14 protein-coding genes are annotated in these 17,295 nt (G+C 46.2%); 11 read left to right on the top strand and 3 right to left on the bottom strand.

Features of this window, described 5'->3' with window-relative positions; genetic code table 11:
- Positions 1–134: 134 nt before the first annotated feature.
- Entirely contained in the window at positions 135–2,432 is a 2,298-nt protein-coding gene (locus tag F8C82_RS13840; RefSeq protein ID WP_151694213.1) for a T9SS type A sorting domain-containing protein, read from the bottom strand.
- A gap of 462 nt (positions 2,433–2,894) precedes the next feature.
- Here F8C82_RS13840 and F8C82_RS13835 point away from each other — a divergent pair, with 462 nt between their 5' ends.
- The 5 genes from F8C82_RS13835 to F8C82_RS13815 all read left to right on the top strand — a co-directional run bounded on the left by F8C82_RS13835 (position 2,895) and on the right by F8C82_RS13815 (position 7,561).
- Positions 2,895–3,284, top strand: coding sequence for a response regulator (locus F8C82_RS13835; RefSeq protein ID WP_151694212.1), 390 nt, complete (start codon positions 2,895–2,897; stop codon positions 3,282–3,284).
- Between the two features lie 76 nt (positions 3,285–3,360).
- Positions 3,361–3,942 (top strand): NfeD family protein, encoded by a 582-nt coding sequence (locus F8C82_RS13830; RefSeq protein WP_151694211.1) that lies wholly within the window; start codon positions 3,361–3,363, stop codon positions 3,940–3,942.
- A 4-nt stretch (positions 3,943–3,946) separates the two neighbouring features.
- Positions 3,947–5,518 (top strand): flotillin family protein, encoded by a 1,572-nt coding sequence (locus tag F8C82_RS13825; RefSeq protein ID WP_151694210.1) that lies wholly within the window; start codon positions 3,947–3,949, stop codon positions 5,516–5,518.
- A gap of 175 nt (positions 5,519–5,693) precedes the next feature.
- The gene (locus F8C82_RS13820; RefSeq protein WP_151694209.1) at positions 5,694–6,818 is read left to right on the top strand and encodes a hypothetical protein; all 1,125 of its coding nucleotides are present in this window, start codon (positions 5,694–5,696) and stop codon (positions 6,816–6,818) included.
- A gap of 47 nt (positions 6,819–6,865) precedes the next feature.
- Positions 6,866–7,561 (top strand): VIT1/CCC1 transporter family protein, encoded by a 696-nt coding sequence (locus tag F8C82_RS13815; protein ID WP_151694208.1) that lies wholly within the window; start codon positions 6,866–6,868, stop codon positions 7,559–7,561.
- On the opposite strand, the gene F8C82_RS13810 is transcribed toward F8C82_RS13815, so the two are convergent.
- The gene (locus F8C82_RS13810; RefSeq protein ID WP_151694207.1) at positions 7,555–9,738 is read right to left on the bottom strand and encodes a hypothetical protein; all 2,184 of its coding nucleotides are present in this window, start codon (positions 9,736–9,738) and stop codon (positions 7,555–7,557) included. The two genes, F8C82_RS13815 and F8C82_RS13810, sit on opposite strands and share 7 nt — an antisense overlap.
- 160 nt (positions 9,739–9,898) lie before the next feature.
- On the opposite strand from F8C82_RS13810, the gene F8C82_RS13805 reads away from it, so the two are divergent.
- The 4 genes from F8C82_RS13805 to infB all read left to right on the top strand — a co-directional run bounded on the left by F8C82_RS13805 (position 9,899) and on the right by infB (position 15,419).
- Positions 9,899–10,600, top strand: a complete 702-nt coding sequence (locus F8C82_RS13805; protein ID WP_151694206.1) for an SIR2 family NAD-dependent protein deacylase — start codon at positions 9,899–9,901, stop codon at positions 10,598–10,600.
- A gap of 75 nt (positions 10,601–10,675) precedes the next feature.
- The gene (gene rimP, locus F8C82_RS13800; RefSeq protein ID WP_151694205.1) at positions 10,676–11,137 is read left to right on the top strand and encodes a ribosome assembly cofactor RimP; all 462 of its coding nucleotides are present in this window, start codon (positions 10,676–10,678) and stop codon (positions 11,135–11,137) included.
- 13 nt (positions 11,138–11,150) lie between these two features.
- Positions 11,151–12,389 carry a transcription termination factor NusA gene (gene nusA / locus F8C82_RS13795; protein ID WP_151694204.1) on the top strand — a complete coding sequence of 413 codons (1,239 nt, stop codon included), beginning with the start codon at positions 11,151–11,153 and terminating at the stop codon, positions 12,387–12,389.
- Between the two features lie 51 nt (positions 12,390–12,440).
- Positions 12,441–15,419, top strand: coding sequence for a translation initiation factor IF-2 (gene infB, locus F8C82_RS13790; protein ID WP_151694203.1), 2,979 nt, complete (start codon positions 12,441–12,443; stop codon positions 15,417–15,419).
- Between the two features lie 103 nt (positions 15,420–15,522).
- On the opposite strand, the gene F8C82_RS13785 is transcribed toward infB, so the two are convergent.
- A complete protein-coding gene (locus F8C82_RS13785; RefSeq protein ID WP_223279602.1) occupies positions 15,523–16,131 on the bottom strand; it encodes a methylated-DNA--[protein]-cysteine S-methyltransferase in 609 nt (202 codons plus the stop codon).
- Here F8C82_RS13785 and F8C82_RS13780 point away from each other — a divergent pair.
- On the top strand, positions 16,130–16,942 hold the full coding sequence (locus F8C82_RS13780; protein WP_151694202.1) for a hypothetical protein: 813 nt from the start codon (positions 16,130–16,132) through the stop codon (positions 16,940–16,942). The two genes, F8C82_RS13785 and F8C82_RS13780, sit on opposite strands and share 2 nt — an antisense overlap.
- Positions 16,939–17,295 carry a DUF4180 domain-containing protein gene (locus F8C82_RS13775; RefSeq protein WP_151694201.1) on the top strand — a complete coding sequence of 119 codons (357 nt, stop codon included), beginning with the start codon at positions 16,939–16,941 and terminating at the stop codon, positions 17,293–17,295. The genes F8C82_RS13780 and F8C82_RS13775 overlap by 4 nt, the downstream gene beginning before the upstream one ends.

Raw genomic sequence — 17,295 nt, 5'->3', positions numbered from 1 at the left:
TATGGGTGCGTTTTAATATCGACTACGGTGAACTTTCTTGTCTTGTGCAATCTAGGCGAAGTTATCGTTCTTGGAGGTAAGAAAAAATCCCCCGACAAATGCCGGGGGAGAGTTGAGCGTCCATGATCAATGAATCAATGTTGTACTATAATTTGTAGTGACGTCGAGTAGTTTCCATCGACAAGGTTAAGCACATAAACGCCATTTGAAAACTCAGCAACATCAATCCTACCATCGGTAGACAATATGCCTTCTTTCAAAGTGCGACCATTCAAATCAACAAGAGAGAAGTGTGTATTATCAATCAATCCATCAATGCGAATCTCATCTTTCGCAGGTTGAGGGTAAACCACCAAGTCGGCTGCTACTTCTTCTAGACCAACACTCCAAGAACCGCGAAGGACAAATGGAATGATATCATCGGTCAGTGCCGCGCCCTGTAGCGAACCATTCACGGATAGAACTCTTCCTAAATCACCGAAGAAGTATGGGAATGCTTCGTCTTGAACAAGCGGAAGTGAAACGGAGCCACTATCAACAATGAGCTCGAGGTTGGACTGACCGCTTTCGAAGAACACTACAGGAGCAGGCATGTAGAAAGCGAGAGAATGTCCACCATAAGGCGTTGCATTCACAGAGTAAACCGTACCATCGTAATGAGTTACTTCCAAGCGAACATTTCCAGTTTTACCTGTCATCTCAGCTCCTGGAATGATAATCTGCAAAACTTCCAATGTGGCATCAAACCCACCAACAGCAATTTCCATTTGATAGGAAGATTGATGATCAAACACCACAAACTCACTCGTATCTACCGGTTGATTCACCAGAAGTGAAGTAGCCAGAGAGTCTTGAGTTACCATCACCGAATCTGACAGGCTAAAACATCCACCATTCAAACCAACGGCATGGTACAAACCTGGTACGCTTACGGTTATTGGAGAAGTGTTGAAGCTAAAAGGAATGTAATAATATAGGAACGCGAAGGCGTCAAAAGAAGAGGCGTTAGACAATTCGAGCTGTCCACCCGAGGATAGTGTCACTACGGGTGTTATTGGCTGATTAACTTCTACGGTATACTGCCCTCTAGCAACCCCATCCACTGAAACGGTGTAGGTTGTGGTGGTTGAAGGCGAGGCGATGGTTACCGCTGTATTTGCACTGCTCAAACCTGTGGATGGACTCCAAGAGTAAGTACCACCTGAAGTAGGAGCAACCAATTGAACAAAACTATTGGTACATATTCCAAAGGTGTCTACATCCAAATTATTGTTGGGAATCACCACCTTCAACATTCTCATTGAATGTCCAGGATTTGGACAGTGATTGTCAAAAACACGAACCGCAAAATGGTAAACACCTGGATTGATGTTTTGCGGAACCTCCCAACTAAAGATGGTGTTATTCGTCATCGAGCTCGTTAACCCAGACTGCGGAGCTACAGGTGTAAGCACCGGATTCCCCGGAATTGTAGCTGCCATTTCCAACTGTGCTGTTATCTGTTCAGGAAGGAAGTTCGCATCCAAATCCATGTCATAGGATTGGAATTCGACCTTCACACTATCTCCTGGAGATGCGGTAGTCGTATAAACAATGGAATCACTTGTTGTCCACGCTCCATAGCCCTGAACCGGAATAACAGATTGCGTAGGTGGGTTGGTACCTGAACTCGATCCAATCGGATTGATGGCAAACTCAATTTGCACATCTGAAGTAGGAATGCCTTGCTGTGTGAATGCCTTGGATTTAAAGGAAACGAAGTACATTCCACTGGTAGAAGAACCCGATTCAAAATAACCATCTGGACTTAAAAAGTCATTGGCCGAAGTTGGGTTCGTCGCGCTGAAGCCAGAACTGTAAGTCGCTGGAACAAACTGTCCATTTGCAACGTAACCCGAAGGTGCATGATCCACGAACACGCTGTCAAACGAAGGGTTTTCAACATATAAAAACGATCGCTTTCCATTGTAGGTCGACATCAAAAACTCAGGGTCAATGCGTGCGCTACTTTTATTCTGGCCTGCTGGATACATTCTGCTCTCAAACCCAATGCTGGGAGCACCTACCAAGTTAGCCGAGAACGTTCTACAACAACTTGTCCATGAAAAGGTGGAATAGCCAATAGCTGGTGGCACCACGATATTGTTAACCGTGGCTTCATAAAGCCAAACCACATGTTCATTTCCCGTACAAGTGGTGCAGCTAGAAGCAACGAAGGTCTGAGAAACAAAGTTTAGGTTAACGTTGGATCCATCAATCACTACGGGAGTGGTAGATGGCGGTGTAGGTGAAGAACACTCGGGGTACAGTTCGAGGTAAACTTTGTAGGAATTGCTTCCCAAAGCATCCCAGTACAATTGCCCTCCTTTAATATGAGATGCGCTTAATCCAAAGGATAAAACACTCAGCAATAATAGTAACGTCTTTTTCATAGGAGAGATTTAGAGATTCTTCATTAGGTACGAATGTAATTTTAGAATCGGGTCAACCCAATACGCAATGCTTGTACGCACCTTAACAATGAGTAAATGGAATGGGGGGTGATGAAAAAAAATCAACGAATCACCTGTCTTACGTGAACTAAAGTGTGCAGATGGTGTTAGGAGAAATAGATAAGCATGAATAGGATCATTCCTCAAATGCATCCATTCATCGAATATATCTGCCGTTCATCGAAATAGTGAATTGTAAGCGTGCTTTCTACACTTACTTTGTCCCATAGTTGAGAGACAAGTTACAGAGTGTAGTAGTAGTACTTGTAACGAAAAATGCCGCTGGAAGTCCCCCCAAGACTTAGCAACTTGAGAGAGCGAGAGAGAGAGACAGGTTGTGTCAGCGGCATTCAATCAAGGAGTCGGATTCGTCCGACTCTTTGATTTTTCTAATTCGATTGAATGAAAGGCATGAGTGAAACTGCGCTGAAAGTTCTCGTTGCGGAAGATCAAGAGATCAATCGCTTCATCATTGGAAAAATCTTTTCTAAAATCGGATTGATTCCCGAATTCGCCATCAATGGTGGTGAAGCCTATTCCGCCATTTGTACCAAGACCTACGACTTGGTCTTCATGGACATTCAAATGCCGATCATGACGGGTATTGAAGTAGTGGAGAAACTACAGAAACTTCAAATAACCCTACCCAAAATCGTTGCTCTCACCTCCAACAGTTCACCTTCCATGCACGATGCTGCTCTGCGAGCGGGTATGGACAATGTGTTCCTCAAACCACTAGACTCACACGCACTCCAGTCCATTCTGAAAACCTACGCACCTCAGCCTCAATAAGTAATCGAATCTTGACATCGACTGCTGGAAATAGCACGGAAATTCGTACATTTCGTTTCTAGCAATTCTCTTTCAAATGTCAATATCAGATTGGTGGGCGAGTTATGATTCTTTCGCCCAAGTGTTGTGGGGCTGTGCGTTAATCGGTTCCACTTTTTTCATTTTTCAACTTGCAAGCGCTCTACTCATTGGCGATTCAGACAGTGCCTTTGGCGATTCTGATGAACTTGTAGAGACGGACGACGGAGTGGGGTATCAATTCTTCACCTTCCGAAACCTCGTCATCTTCGTGACCATGTTGGGTTGGTTTGGCTTGGGCACCTATGCCGAAGGTTATTCCAAGATAACATCCATTATCGTGGGTGTTGTTGCAGGTTTGGTGATGGTGTTCATCATGGCTTGGTTGATGTCACAAATCAGCAAATTGAAGCAAGATGGCAGTATGAAAATCAACAACGCCATCGGGAAAGTAGGCACTGTTTACATCCCTATCCCTGCCAATCAAAGCGGCAAGGGCAAAGTTCAACTCGCGGTGCAAGGCAGTACGCACGAGCTCGATGCCGTAACCACAGAATCAGAAACACTCAGCACTGGCACGGCCGTTTCGGTTACCTCTGTGCGACCTGGAAATGTACTAATCGTCGAAAAACTCAAATAATCAAATGAACGATCAGGGCTCTACTTTTATAATTATCGGTGTCATTATTGGCATCATTGCGGTTTTCGCAATCATTCAACTTTTACTTCGCCGTTACAAGCGCTGTCCATCCGACAGAATTTTGGTTGTCTACGGTAAAGTAGGAAGCAACTCCGAAGGTGCACTGTCCGCAAGATGTATTCACGGGGGTGCCGCATTCGTTTGGCCTATTGTGCAAGATTATGCCTTTATGGACCTAACTCCACTCTCTCTTGAAGTTGGATTGACCAATGCACTCTCTCGTCAGAATATCCGTGTAGATGTTCCTTCTCGATTTACAGTAGCCATCTCTACTGAGCCGGGAACGATGAACAACGCGGCTGAACGCCTCCTCGGATTGGGACGTCAAGAAATTCACGACCTCGCGAAAGACATCATCTTTGGTCAACTTCGTTTGGTAGTTGCTACCATGGACATCGAAGAAATCAACAATAACCGCGATAAGTTCCTCGCCAACGTTGCCGCCAACGTGGAAGCGGAATTGAAGAAAATCGGTTTGAAGTTGATCAACGTGAACGTAACCGACATCAAGGATGAATCAGGCTACATCGAAGCGCTAGGTAAGGAAGCAGCTGCTAAAGCCATTAACGAAGCCGTAGTTCGTGTAGCAGAACAGGAACAAATGGGTGCCATTGGTAAAACCCAAGCCGATAAGGAACGTGATATCCGCGTTGCTGAAATGATTCGTGACCGTGACTCGAACGTAGCCGTTGCCAACAAGGATCGCGAAATCCTTATCGCCGAAGCGTCTCGTGACGAGAGCATTGGTAAGGTGAATGCAGATAGAGATACTCGTATTAAAACAGCAGAGGCAAATGCAACTGCAGTTGAAGGGGAAAACAGATCGAAGGTAACAGTTGCTAACTCCGACGCGGTTCGTAGAGAGGCCGAGGCAGAAGCCCTGAGAAAAGCAACCGCCGCAGAGAAAGTTCAAGCGGCTCGCGCTTTGGAAGAAGCCTATGACGCAGAGAAGAAAGCCGAAGCTGCCCGTGCAGAAAGAGAACGTGCTTCTCAAAATGCAAACGTGGTAGTAAGCGCCGAAATTCAAAAACAAAAATTGATTATTGAAGCGCAAGCAGATGCCGAACAACAACGTGAAAAAGCACGAGGTGAAGCGGATGCGATTTATGCGAAACTAGAAGCAGAAGCACGCGGTATGTATGAAATGCTTACCAAGCAGGCTGAAGGTTTGGATAAAATCGTTGCTGCGGCTGGAGACAATGCTCGCGATGCCGTTATGCTATTGGTGGCCGACAAACTACCTGAACTCGTTAAACTTCAAGCGGAAGCAATCAAGAATATTAAGATTGATAAGGTTACCGTTTGGGACAACGGCGGCGGAAAAGGCGAACGTAGCTCTACAGCAAATTTCGTTTCTAACCTCTACCAAAGTGTTCCTCCTTTAAAGGATATGTTCGAAATGGCAGGCATGAACATCCCTGAGTTCTTGGGCAAGGATGCTGTGAATCTCCCTAGCTCTACAGCTCCTACTAAAGAAGATAACTCATCAGAGGAAAACGCTGATAAATCAGAATAAATCCGCTGAATATTCACATGATGAAAGCCTCCCAAAATCTGGGAGGCTTTTTGTTTCGTACATATTCCCTGTCAGAATCATAGTACAGGGCTTCGCTTCCATACTACGTTTTGATTTCTGATTTTTGAATTCCTAACCTATGTTCGTCATTAGGCGAACTCTCAATATTGCAGTCATGCGGTCATTTGGACTCGTTGTGCTTTTTCTGTTCTGCTCGGTTTCAATCTTCGCTCAAGTAGAGGAAGACTTTGATCATAACAACGTGAGCACATCGGAAAGTGATTGTTGGGAATTCGATAACGCTACTGTTTCTAAGCCCAACTCTTCTGTAGCGCTTAATAACGGTGGCAATAGACCTTTGGGAGATGCCACCATCAGTGGTCTGTTAGGAGAATCGAGCATCACATCTCCCTATATCCAATTCAACGGAAATTCCACAATAGAGTTTCAGCATAAACTACTCAACCAAACAGGAGGCTACATCAACCTAACGGTTACGATTATTGATCCATCCGACGCTACAGCTGTTACCGTACTCAACCACACCTACCGTTTCTGGTATTTGAATGTAGGTGGCAATCCAACTAATACAATCAACGAATCCATTCCTATCAATTATACAGGCTACGGTAAGGTTCAGTTCAGGTGGACTTGGCTGGATGCCTATACCAATGGATACGTAGACAACATCTCCATTGACGGTACGAACGCCGCAGACGGAAGTCAGGAATCCGGTGGATATTGTCCAGCCTACATGGAAGTGTTCGACACCCTTTGTTCAGCCACCTCCAATGTGAACTACTCGGCTCTTTATAACGATCTCTCCCATTCTTACAATTGGACATTTACAGGAGCTAGCGCTGGCACCATCGATAAGAGCATTTCAAGCAACGACGGAGAAATTGAATTGGATGTAGACAGTATTAGTGGCGATTTCATTCTCAAAGCGGTAGAATCTTCATCAGGCCACCAGACCTATTATTACATCCACATAAATCCCCTTCCTACGGTGGACTACGACATTGATTCCATTTGTTTAGAAGAACCCTATGACATAGAACTAACATTGACAGGAACAGCTCCATGGGTCGTTCAATATGAATACACAGGCAGTGGCGGAACCCAAAGCGTAAACATTCCGAGTTCTCCTTACACCTTGAGCATGCCAGGTACCGCAGACGCCTTCGAACTCATTCAAGTAACTGACGGCGAAGGCTGTATCAATTCAGCGGATTTCCTTCCTGAAGTCACCGTTCCGTACTTCCCTAAACCAGGGCCAACTGGAGCTATCTTTCATTGATGGCTTCACTTTCCATCATTTACGTTTGAATATTCCGATATTCGAGCATGTCACATCACGATCATAAAGAAGAGCACTTTGAAGGCTCTCAATTTGTACGAGACATTGTCATTGGTATGGCAGACGGCCTCACGGTTCCTTTCGCATTGACAGCAGGATTGAGTGGAGCGCTCGATAGCAACACCATTATTATCACCGCTGGTCTCGCGGAGATTGTAGCGGGTTCCATTGCCATGGGATTGGGTGGATATCTAGCGGGCACCACCGAATATGAACACTACCAAGCAGAACGCAAACGCGAGTACTGGGAAGTGGACCACCTTCCTGAAAAAGAGAAAGAAGAAATCCGCGAAATTCTCGAAGAATACGGCATTTCTCCTTCTCTGAGCTCAGAAGTAGCGGATGATCTTGCCAAGGACAAAGACAAGTGGGTGGACTTCATGATGCGGTTTGAACTTGAGCTCGATGAACCTGAAATTCATCAAGCGAAGAAGAGCGCAGCAAACATCGCTTTGGCCTATGTTGCCGGTGGCCTCGTTCCACTCACGGGTTACTTCATCACAGATCACCCTAATGAAGGGCTACTCTATTCATCCATATTTACCGTAGCAGCTCTCTTTACTTTTGGTTACTGGAAGAGTAAAATCATTGGACAACGCCCCATGAAAGGTGCTTTGAAGACCACTCTGGTAGGAGTGATTGCATCGGCGGCTGCGTACTTCATTGCCTTGTGGATTCAGTAAGGCTGAACCACCACTTTCTGCGCACAACCCTCACTTCTCCAAATGTAAATTCCAGGTGCACATGTAGATATCCGCACTTCATTTGGCTGAAGCGACATCACGATCCTCCCTTGCATATCCAGTAACTCCCAATGGCGAGAGTCCATTTCTTGCCATTTACCGTGACGGAATATTGGAACCAAGAAATCATCGTGTGCCACTTCGACCACGGAAAGTGGAGGAGTACGCCACATTCTAAACTTGCGTGGAGTGTTCTGCTCTGAAACATAAGTGTGTGACTTTGTATTGACTTGATACCACTCGTCGCTTTGGACATCCTCCAACCACCAATCCTCTTGTGCGTTCTCCATACTTATTTCTATGACTTCCCCTTTTGCACATTCTACAATCAGCGGCACTCCACCCGCATTGGCAGGATCTAACGATTTCACAGCAATTCTCACTTCGCCTCCACTGGCCGCACTTCCGGTGAAATAAACTTCAAAATCCCTGTAGTTTCGTTGATATTGGTCGTATTCCGATTCCCATTGTAGATCTGCCAACGGAACATCTGCAAGAGAGACTCTTCGTTCGCCTAGTGAGCCTTTCACCACTATATCAGTAATGTGAACTTGAGACTTGGCTAACCCCGTTCGATGGGAGAACCCACGGTGCTCTGGCTTCACTTTCACCGTTCTGAATATCCCCGGATCCGAACTAAACTGTACCCAGAAAGCCTGCCATGGCTGAATCATTGAACTACCATTGGAAGAAGCACCCGTTGTTAGATTGAATGAGGAATACGTCTTGGTTCTCCCATTCCAAATGTACAGGGTGGGCGACAATTCAGTGGGGTAATCAGGGTCGGATAAGAGAGCCCTTGCAGATAGGGAATATGGAAAAGGATTGCCGATAAAATTCCATCCCTCATTCCCAATTGGAGTAGCAAATGGCGAGTTTCCATTTGGGCTACCGTAAAATACTGTAAAGGTGTCCGTTTGTGAAATTTCACCAGAAACCCGAATAACTGTGCTCGAATCCAACCAACTCGGACCACCGAACAATGCTGCTGGAAGCGCTTTGGTAGCCTGTGTACCATTCGCAAAAGCATACCAGTTCTCATTCGTCGCATCCCACCCGAAAACAGAAGAAGAGCGGCCTAAATTGTAGTTCACTTGTGAAGCATCGTCTGACACATCGTTCCAAGTGGAGTGAAGTGGTACCGAAACATGACGATATCCCTCTGTGAATGGGAATACACGTGAAACCGATAAGCTCCCTTCCACGGAATCGCGAACCACAATCAATTCTCCACTTCCCAACTCGCCACTGAGCTCAACGCCAGTATTCGATACCATTACACCTCCCGTGTGCAGCCACTCTCCTGCCACAACCGAGGTGTTCGGAAACGTCACACGCCCAGAAACAGCAGTAATTAAACGAGAAACGGAGGGAACAACGGCAGGCAATAGCGACAGGGTATCCGACCAATACAACGTAGAAGTAGAATCCGGCACTACTCCTCCCGACCAATTTGAGGCGGTTAATACCTGTCCATCACCAGAAGCATTCGTCCAATACGTCGTTGGATGAAGCTCGATTTCATCCAACCCCCACTCTTCCACCGCTCGATCGGAATACAAGACAAACCGTATAAAAAGTGAATCTGCCATAGGCAAATCGTCTACGGTAAATCGAGAAATCGCTCTATCTGATTCCAGCACACCGCCATCGTCTGGCGTATAAACAGGAGTCAGTAAAGAATTTGCAGACAACGCGCCATCCATTGCCCACATTGAATTTCCATATCCGCGAATTCGAAACACCTCTTTCCACGAAGCGACAGAAGACGTTCGAATCTGCACCTTTATGAAATCTGTTCCCAAGTCCATTCCCTTACCCGAACCATTCATTCCATACGCTCCGACAATAAATGAGAGATGGGAAAAGGGTGCGTTAGAAGTGTTCACAACACCCATGTTCAACACCACCTCACCTCCCGCTGCGACCAGTGCATCTGAATTTTCAAAACCATACGAGGTGCCAATGGGAAAATCTGGGTTGGCCGATGAGATCACGAAACTCCCTCCATTCGAGTGCAGTGTATACGGCCAGTTTCCAGAAGTAAAGTTGCAGTACTGCGAAAAGGAAGAAGCTGAGCACAGCAGAACCGCCGCAATTGTAAATCGCTGTTTCATACTAGAAATAGGTTGCCGGGCGGGGCTGCTAAACACAGAAGAACATCCGTATTCGCAACGAAAATAAAAGATAGAATTTGGATTATGGGACTTAGCCGTTTGCAATCACCTACCGCATCATTTCAATGCCATTCATGGATTTAGTAACTACATTGGAAGTATGAAAAAAGACCACATTGTTGTATTAACTGGAGCGGGAATGAGTGCCGAAAGCGGGTTAAAAACCTTTCGCGATCACGACGGCTTGTGGGAAAACCACAGCGTGTACGACGTGGCGACTCCCGAGGCGTTTCAACGAGACCCTGACATGGTTCAACGCTTCTACAATATGCGGAGAGCACAATTGGAAACCGTTCAGCCCAATGCCGGCCACTTCGCTTTAGTCAAGGCCGAAAGACATTTTGATGTCACCATCATCACCCAAAACATAGACGATTTACACGAAAGAGCTGGATCGTCCAATGTGCTCCATTTACACGGCGAACTCACCAAAGCTCGGAGCAGTATTCAACCCGATTTGATAGTCAACTGGGGATATGGCCCTATTGAAAACGGAGATAAAGCCGAAGATGGAAGTCCACTTCGACCCCATGTTGTTTGGTTCGGCGAACCCGTTCCCGCCATTGAACAAGCGGTAGAAATTTGTCGGACTGCCACCCACCTACTCGTAGTCGGCACCTCTCTAGTGGTCTATCCCGCAGCGGGTTTGGTTCATGAAACACCTCAAAACTGTCGTGTTACACTGGTGGATCCGGGCGACATGAGTGAATCTCCAATTGCACATGCGAGACACGTCCAAAAACCTGCAGGACAGGCATTGCCTTCATTAATAGATGAATGGATACTTAATGGTGTGGTCTGATGGCAATTAATTTGTATATTTGCCGCGAAATGGAAGACAGCGGAGGGGACAAGGAGTCCCCTTCTTTATTGCCCTATGACGGAAGAACAAGTACGACCAATAGTAGAAGAAGCCCTCGAAGAACGAGGCGCATTCTTAGTAGAGCTCCACGTGAGTGCTGGAGGTAACATCATGGTTTACGCCGACAAAGAGGGTGGAATCGGATTGGGAGATCTCAAGATGATTAGTCGGAAGATTGAAGGTGACCTAGACCGAGACTCGCAAGATTTTTCTCTTGAAGTTTCGTCACCAGGAATGTTCAATCCATTCAAAGTGCACCGCCAATACGTGAAGAACGTTGGCAAATCTGTAAGTGTTCGGACAACTGACGGTGCAACGCACGAAGGGTTGATGGTGGAAGTAACTGAAGCCGGCATCACTTTGGAAACGCAGAAACGCGTTGCGAAAGAAGTAGGAAAAGGAAAGAAAACTGTTACGGAGAGATTCGATCTAACTTTTGATCAAATCGCCGAAACAAAATTGGAATTCAAGTTTTAACCGGGTTGTAGCAATGGAAAATCACGCGATCATCGAATCCTTCTCGGAATTTAAAGATGAGAAGAACATCGATCGGGTAACCCTGATGGCTTTTATTGAAGAATCATTCCGAAACCAGCTTAAGAAGAAGTATGGTACGGATGACAACTTCGATGTTATCGTCAATCCCGACAAAGGTGACTTAGAGATTTGGAGAAACCGAATCATCGTTGCCGATGGCGAAGTTGAGGATGAAAACATGGAAATCGAACTCAAAGAAGCTCTAAAAATTGAGCCTGATTTTGAGGTGGGTGAAGAAGTTTCTGAGGAAGTGAAGTTGATCGACCTCGGTCGTCGCTTTGTTCTTGCTTTCCGCCAAAACTTGGTTTCGCGCATTCAAGAGCACGACAATGGCGAGCTCTTCAAGCGCTATAAAGACATGGAAGGTGAAATCATCGCCGGAGAGGTACACCACGTGCGTCACCGCGAAATCATCATCTATGACGACGAACAAAACGAACTCATTTTGCCGAAGAGCGAAATGATTCCAGAAAAAGACTTCTTCCGCAAGGGCGACACCGTTCGTTCGGTTGTAAGTCGAGTTGACTTCAAAGGCACTAAGCCCGTTGTCATTCTATCAAGAACAGACCCACGCTTCCTCGAGAAGTTGTTCGAGCAAGAGATCCCAGAGGTATTTGACGGGTTGATTGTTGTGAAAGAAGTGGTTCGTGTTCCTGGTGAAAAAGCGAAAGTGGCTGTAGAATCTTATGATGACCGCATTGATCCAGTAGGAGCTTGTGTGGGTATGAAAGGTTCACGTATCCACGGTATCGTTCGCGAATTGCGCAACGAGAATATCGACGTGATCAACTACACGGCGAACACTCAGTTGTTCATCCAACGCGCGCTTTCACCTGCTAAGATTACTAACCTCACCATCAATGAAGAGGACAAGCGCGTAGACGTATTCCTCAAGCCAGATCAAGTGTCGTTGGCCATTGGTAGAGGAGGCCACAATATCCGTCTCGCAGGTAAACTAACCGGTTATGAAATCGATGTTTACCGCGATGATGAAGAAGATGAAGATGTTGAATTGACCGAATTCGGAGACGAAATCGAAGATTGGATCATCGACGAACTAAAAGCAATTGGCTGTGATACAGCTAAGAGCGTGTTGAAGCTTTCTGTGGAAGACCTCGTTAGCAGAACAGATCTCGAAGAAGAGACTATTCAAGAGGTTCGCAAAGTGTTGAATCAGGAATTTGAAGACTGATAAACCACAGAAGAACCAACAAAAGAAAAGAGAAGAGAAGTAAGTAAGTATATGAGTGCACCTATTCGGATACGCAAAGCCCTAACTGAGCTAAACATCTCGCTAGATCGAGCTGTGGAGTACTTGGCAGAGCACGGACATGAGGTTGATAGAAACCCGAACTCCAAACTCAACCAAGAGCAATACGGCCTACTGGTTGACCAGTTCCAGGCGGATAAAAGCAAGAAGGAGGCTTCAGAGCAGGTTACCCAACAGAAGCGTGAGGAGAAAGAAATTCTCCGCGCTGAGAAAGAGGCTCTGCGTCACAAGGATGAAGAAGAAGCGACCGAATCAGGTACATCTGAACCAGAAGCTCCGGCCGCTAAAGAGGCACCAGCTCCAAAGGAGCCTGCCGTAGAAGAGGTTAAGGAAGCTCCTGCGAAACCAGAACCAACTCCTGAACCCGAGCCCGTTGTTGAAAAACCGGCTCCGGAAGTGGAGGCTGAAAAACCAGTTGTAGAAGAGGCTCCGAAGGAGGAGAAACCCGCTCCAGCAGCTGAAGTAGAAGCTCCAAAAGAAGAAGTTGCAGACGACGGTGTTATCCGTGCTAAGCGCCAGTTGGGTGGACTAAAAGCAGTGGGTAAAATCGACCTAGAGTCTCAGAAGAAGAAAAAGAAGCCGGAACCTAAGAAGGAGGAAAAGAAGGCAGAACCCGCTCCAAAAGCTGAAAAACCTGCACCTAAGGCTGAAAAGCCCGCAGCTAAAGCTGAAGAGAAGGCTGCTGAGAAACCGACTCCTAAGATAGAATCGAAAGACAAGCCAAAGGCAGAACCTACCCCAGAAGCTCCTGCGAAGGAAGCAACGGAAGAGGCGAAACCAGGCGATGGCAAGCACGAAACCAAGTACGTTAAACTTGACGGACCTAAGTTTACTGGTGCTAAAATCGACCTTTCGAAATTCGAAAAGCCTAAGAAGAAGAAAGTAGCCTCGTCTACTGAACCTGTTGGCGATAAAAAGAATAAGCGCAAGCGCATTCGTACAAATGGCCCTGGACAAGGTGGAAACAACCAAGGTGGAAACCAAGGTGGTGGAAACCGCGGCAAAGGACAACACGCAACGGCTCGTAAGAAAACGGGTAAAGTTGAATTGACCGACGAACAAATTTCACAGCAAATCAAGGAAACTCTTGAGAAGCTGACTGGAAATAAAAAGTCGAAATCGTCCAAAATGCGCCGTGCACGTCGTGATGAACGTCGTGAAGCGGAGGCTTTGGCCGAAATGCAGCGAGAGGAAGAAAGCAAAGTATTGAAGGTAACGGAATTCGTTACTGCAACGGAATTGGCGAACATGATGAATGTGAACGTCAACCAGATCATCTCTACTTGTATGTCTCTCGGTATGATGGTAACCATGAACCAACGTTTGGATGGAGAAACTCTCCAAATTGTTGCGGAAGAATTTGGATACCAAGTAGAATTCGTTGATCAAGACGTAACAGAAGCGGTTGCAGACGAAGAAGATGCTCCAGAAGATCTTACTCCTCGTTCACCAATCGTTACCGTAATGGGTCACGTTGACCACGGTAAAACGTCCCTACTCGATTACATCCGTAGTACGAATGTGATTGCAGGTGAAGCAGGGGGTATCACCCAGCACATCGGTGCATATAACGTAACTCTCGAGAGTGGTCAAACCATCACGTTCCTCGATACACCGGGTCACGAAGCCTTTACAGCGATGCGTGCTCGTGGTGCTCAAGCAACCGACGTTGCGATTATCGTAGTTGCGGCTGACGATGCAGTGATGCCTCAGACGAAAGAAGCCATCAGCCACGCTCAAGCGGCAGGTGTCCCTATCGTATTTGCGATCAACAAAGTTGACCGTGAAGCAGCGAATCCAGAGAAGATTAAGGAGCAATTGGCAGGTATGAACCTACTCGTAGAAGATTGGGGCGGTAAAATCCAGTCTCAAGACGTTTCTGCGAAGAAGGGTACCGGCGTACAAGAACTCCTTGAAAAAGTATTGCTTGAAGCCGAAATCCTCGACCTCAAAGCCAATGCGAATAGAAATGCAAGAGGTACGGTTGTAGAAGCCATGCTCGATAAGGGTCGTGGTTACGTTTCAACTATCCTCGTTCAAAACGGTACACTCCGTATTGGCGACTACGTTCTTGCAGGTCAATACAGTGGTAAAGTTCGTGCAATGCTCGACGAACGCGGTCACCGCATTACAGAAGCAGGTCCATCTACACCGGTTGAACTACTCGGTCTAGACGGTGCTCCTCAAGCAGGTGATGCCTTCATGGTAATGGAAGACGAGCGCGAAGCAAAGCAAATCGCTCAAAAGCGTCAGCAATTGGCTCGCGAACAAAGTGCACGTTCACAGAAGAACCTTACGCTCGAAGAAATCGGACGTCGTCTTGCTGTGGGTGACTTTAAAGAACTCAACATTATCCTTAAAGGTGACGTGGACGGTTCTATTGAAGCCCTTTCTGACTCATTGCAACGCTTGAGTACGGAAGAAATTCAAGTGAACATCATCCACAAGGCCGTTGGTCAGATCACGGAAAGCGACGTACTACTCGCCTCTGCATCAGATGCTGTCATCGTAGGTTTCCAAGTTCGTCCAAGTTCTACAGCTCGCAAGTTAGCTGAGAAGGAAGACATTGATATCCGACTCTACTCTATCATCTACGATGCTATCGATGAGATTAGATCAGCGATGGAAGGTATGTTGTCTGCCGAAGTGAAAGAGGAAATTGTAGGTAACGTAGAAGTACGTGAAACCTTCAAAATCTCTAAAGTGGGTACCATCGCAGGTTGTATGGTTCTCGACGGTGTTATCAAGCGAAACAACAAAATTCGCGTTATCCGCGACGGCGTGGTAGTTTACTCTGGTGAACTAGGATCACTGAAGCGTTTCAAAGACGACGTGAAAGAAGTAAGCAAAGGCTACGAGTGTGGTCTTAACGTGAACAACTTCAACGATATTAAGGTCGGTGATATCATCGAATCTTACGAAGAAGTTGAAGTGAAGCGTACGCTGGACTGATGACGACTGGTGCCGGGTAACTGGTGTCAGGAGACTGAAGAACAACTTAAATAATGAAGGGATCGGACGGAAGTTCGATCCCTTTTTTTGGCTCAAGACGTAATCAAAACATCGACAACTGCTCACTCATCCCCTCTAGCTCTAGGAGTTTCTGTTTGGCACGAATACCGCCTGCATACCCTACCAAACTTCCATCTGAGCCAATTACACGATGGCAAGGCACCAATAGAGAAATCGCATTCGCTCCATTCGCGGACGCTACTGCCCGTATGGCTCCAAGGTCCCCGAGACGTCGAGATAATTCATGATAAGAAATCGTCTGGCCATGTGGAATGGTGAGGAGTTCATTCCAAACCAATTTCTGGAAATCCGTTCCAACCAATACTAGAGGAATGGTAAAATGATGAAGCTCCTTGCTAAAATAGGCATCCAATTGATAGATGGTTGCGCGAATCACCTCACTGTCTCCTTCTTTAAATTCCGCGTTTAATCCATTGCTAATCCTACGATCAATGGCCTCTCTCATATCTCGATAGCGCCAATCGCACAAACACAGAGAATCTCCCCACGAACCGAGGATTAACTCTCCAACTGGCGAAGTGTAGGAGTTCGTGATAATGCATTGCTGATCTTCCATAAGAACAAGGTCGGTAAATTGAGGAGGAAAAACGAGGTGATTAGATATCTTTATATCCATTTCAAACTGCCTCATGTCACATAATCTTCTCCTCTCTCTGCTATCTACCCTCTTATTCACCCCAATATTCGGCCAAGTGAATTGGAGTGAGTTAGAGCCAATTTCCCAAAGCAAAAAGGCCGCTTTTATCCGTACGGCACATTCCAAATTGAAACAGTATTTGGTAGACTTAGATCAAACGGAGTACAACTTGCTAAGAGATTGTCATGTGATCGACATGGATAACGATGGCGACTTTGACATCATTTACAACGGCTCGGATGGTGTGGAGGGAGATATCGTGCTGGTTCTGAGAAGGGATTCATCGCAATTCGAGGTACTACTCCATGAGATTGGAACGATCACGGAATTTTTCATGTACGAGAAAAAGCTGGAGTCCTTGTCCATCCTCAATGTTACTTGCTGTGGTGCTATTCACACCCTAGACCTGCACTATCTCACGCTCGGCTCCCCCATGCGGATACAGATTGACAAAGCCTACATCTATTATCAATCTACAGAATTCCCAAGTAACAACTCCCAGGCCGCCTATCGTGAATACCGCGTAACAAGCCCAGAATTGAACATGCGTTACTCTCCCGGAATAGACACAACCACAACTGTGGTAGATGCCCAAGACGCTGAAAAAACCAATGTAATTGCCACTTTCCCACAAAACGCACGAGGTTGGATTATTGGAAAAGCGATTGACCAAAATGGAGACGTATGGTATTACATGCAAATGCGAGCCTACCCCGCTAGAACAGTCCTGCCTTACTTGGATTATGACAACCTATTCTACTGTGGATGGATGAGCGCCAAACACCTCCAGCCTGTTGAACCATGAATTTCATTGATCACACTTTCAAAGGAAAACGAATTGCTGAAGTTGAGCTTGATGGACCCGCTATTTCCTCTACAGAAGAAGGGGTTGACCTCTTGGGTAATCTCTATTTCAATGGATTTGAAGCAGTAATTCTCCGCCATGATCAACTGCATCCTGACTTCTTCGAACTTCGGTCGGGTTTAGCTGGAGACATCCTCCAAAAGTTTTCAAACTATAGAATGAAGCTAGCTATTGTAGGGCACTTTCAAGAAGTTAAAAGCAATGCCCTGCGCGATTTTATAAAAGAGAGTAATCGCACAGGGCAAATTGCCTTCGTGTCATCTATCGAAGAAGGCCTAGAACAACTCGGGTAG

This window comes from Phaeocystidibacter marisrubri, assembly GCF_008933165.1.
Lineage (GTDB): Bacteria > Bacteroidota > Bacteroidia > Flavobacteriales > Schleiferiaceae > Phaeocystidibacter > Phaeocystidibacter marisrubri.
Note: the sequence above shows the minus strand (reverse complement) of the source record. Positions and strands in the feature narration are given on the sequence as shown.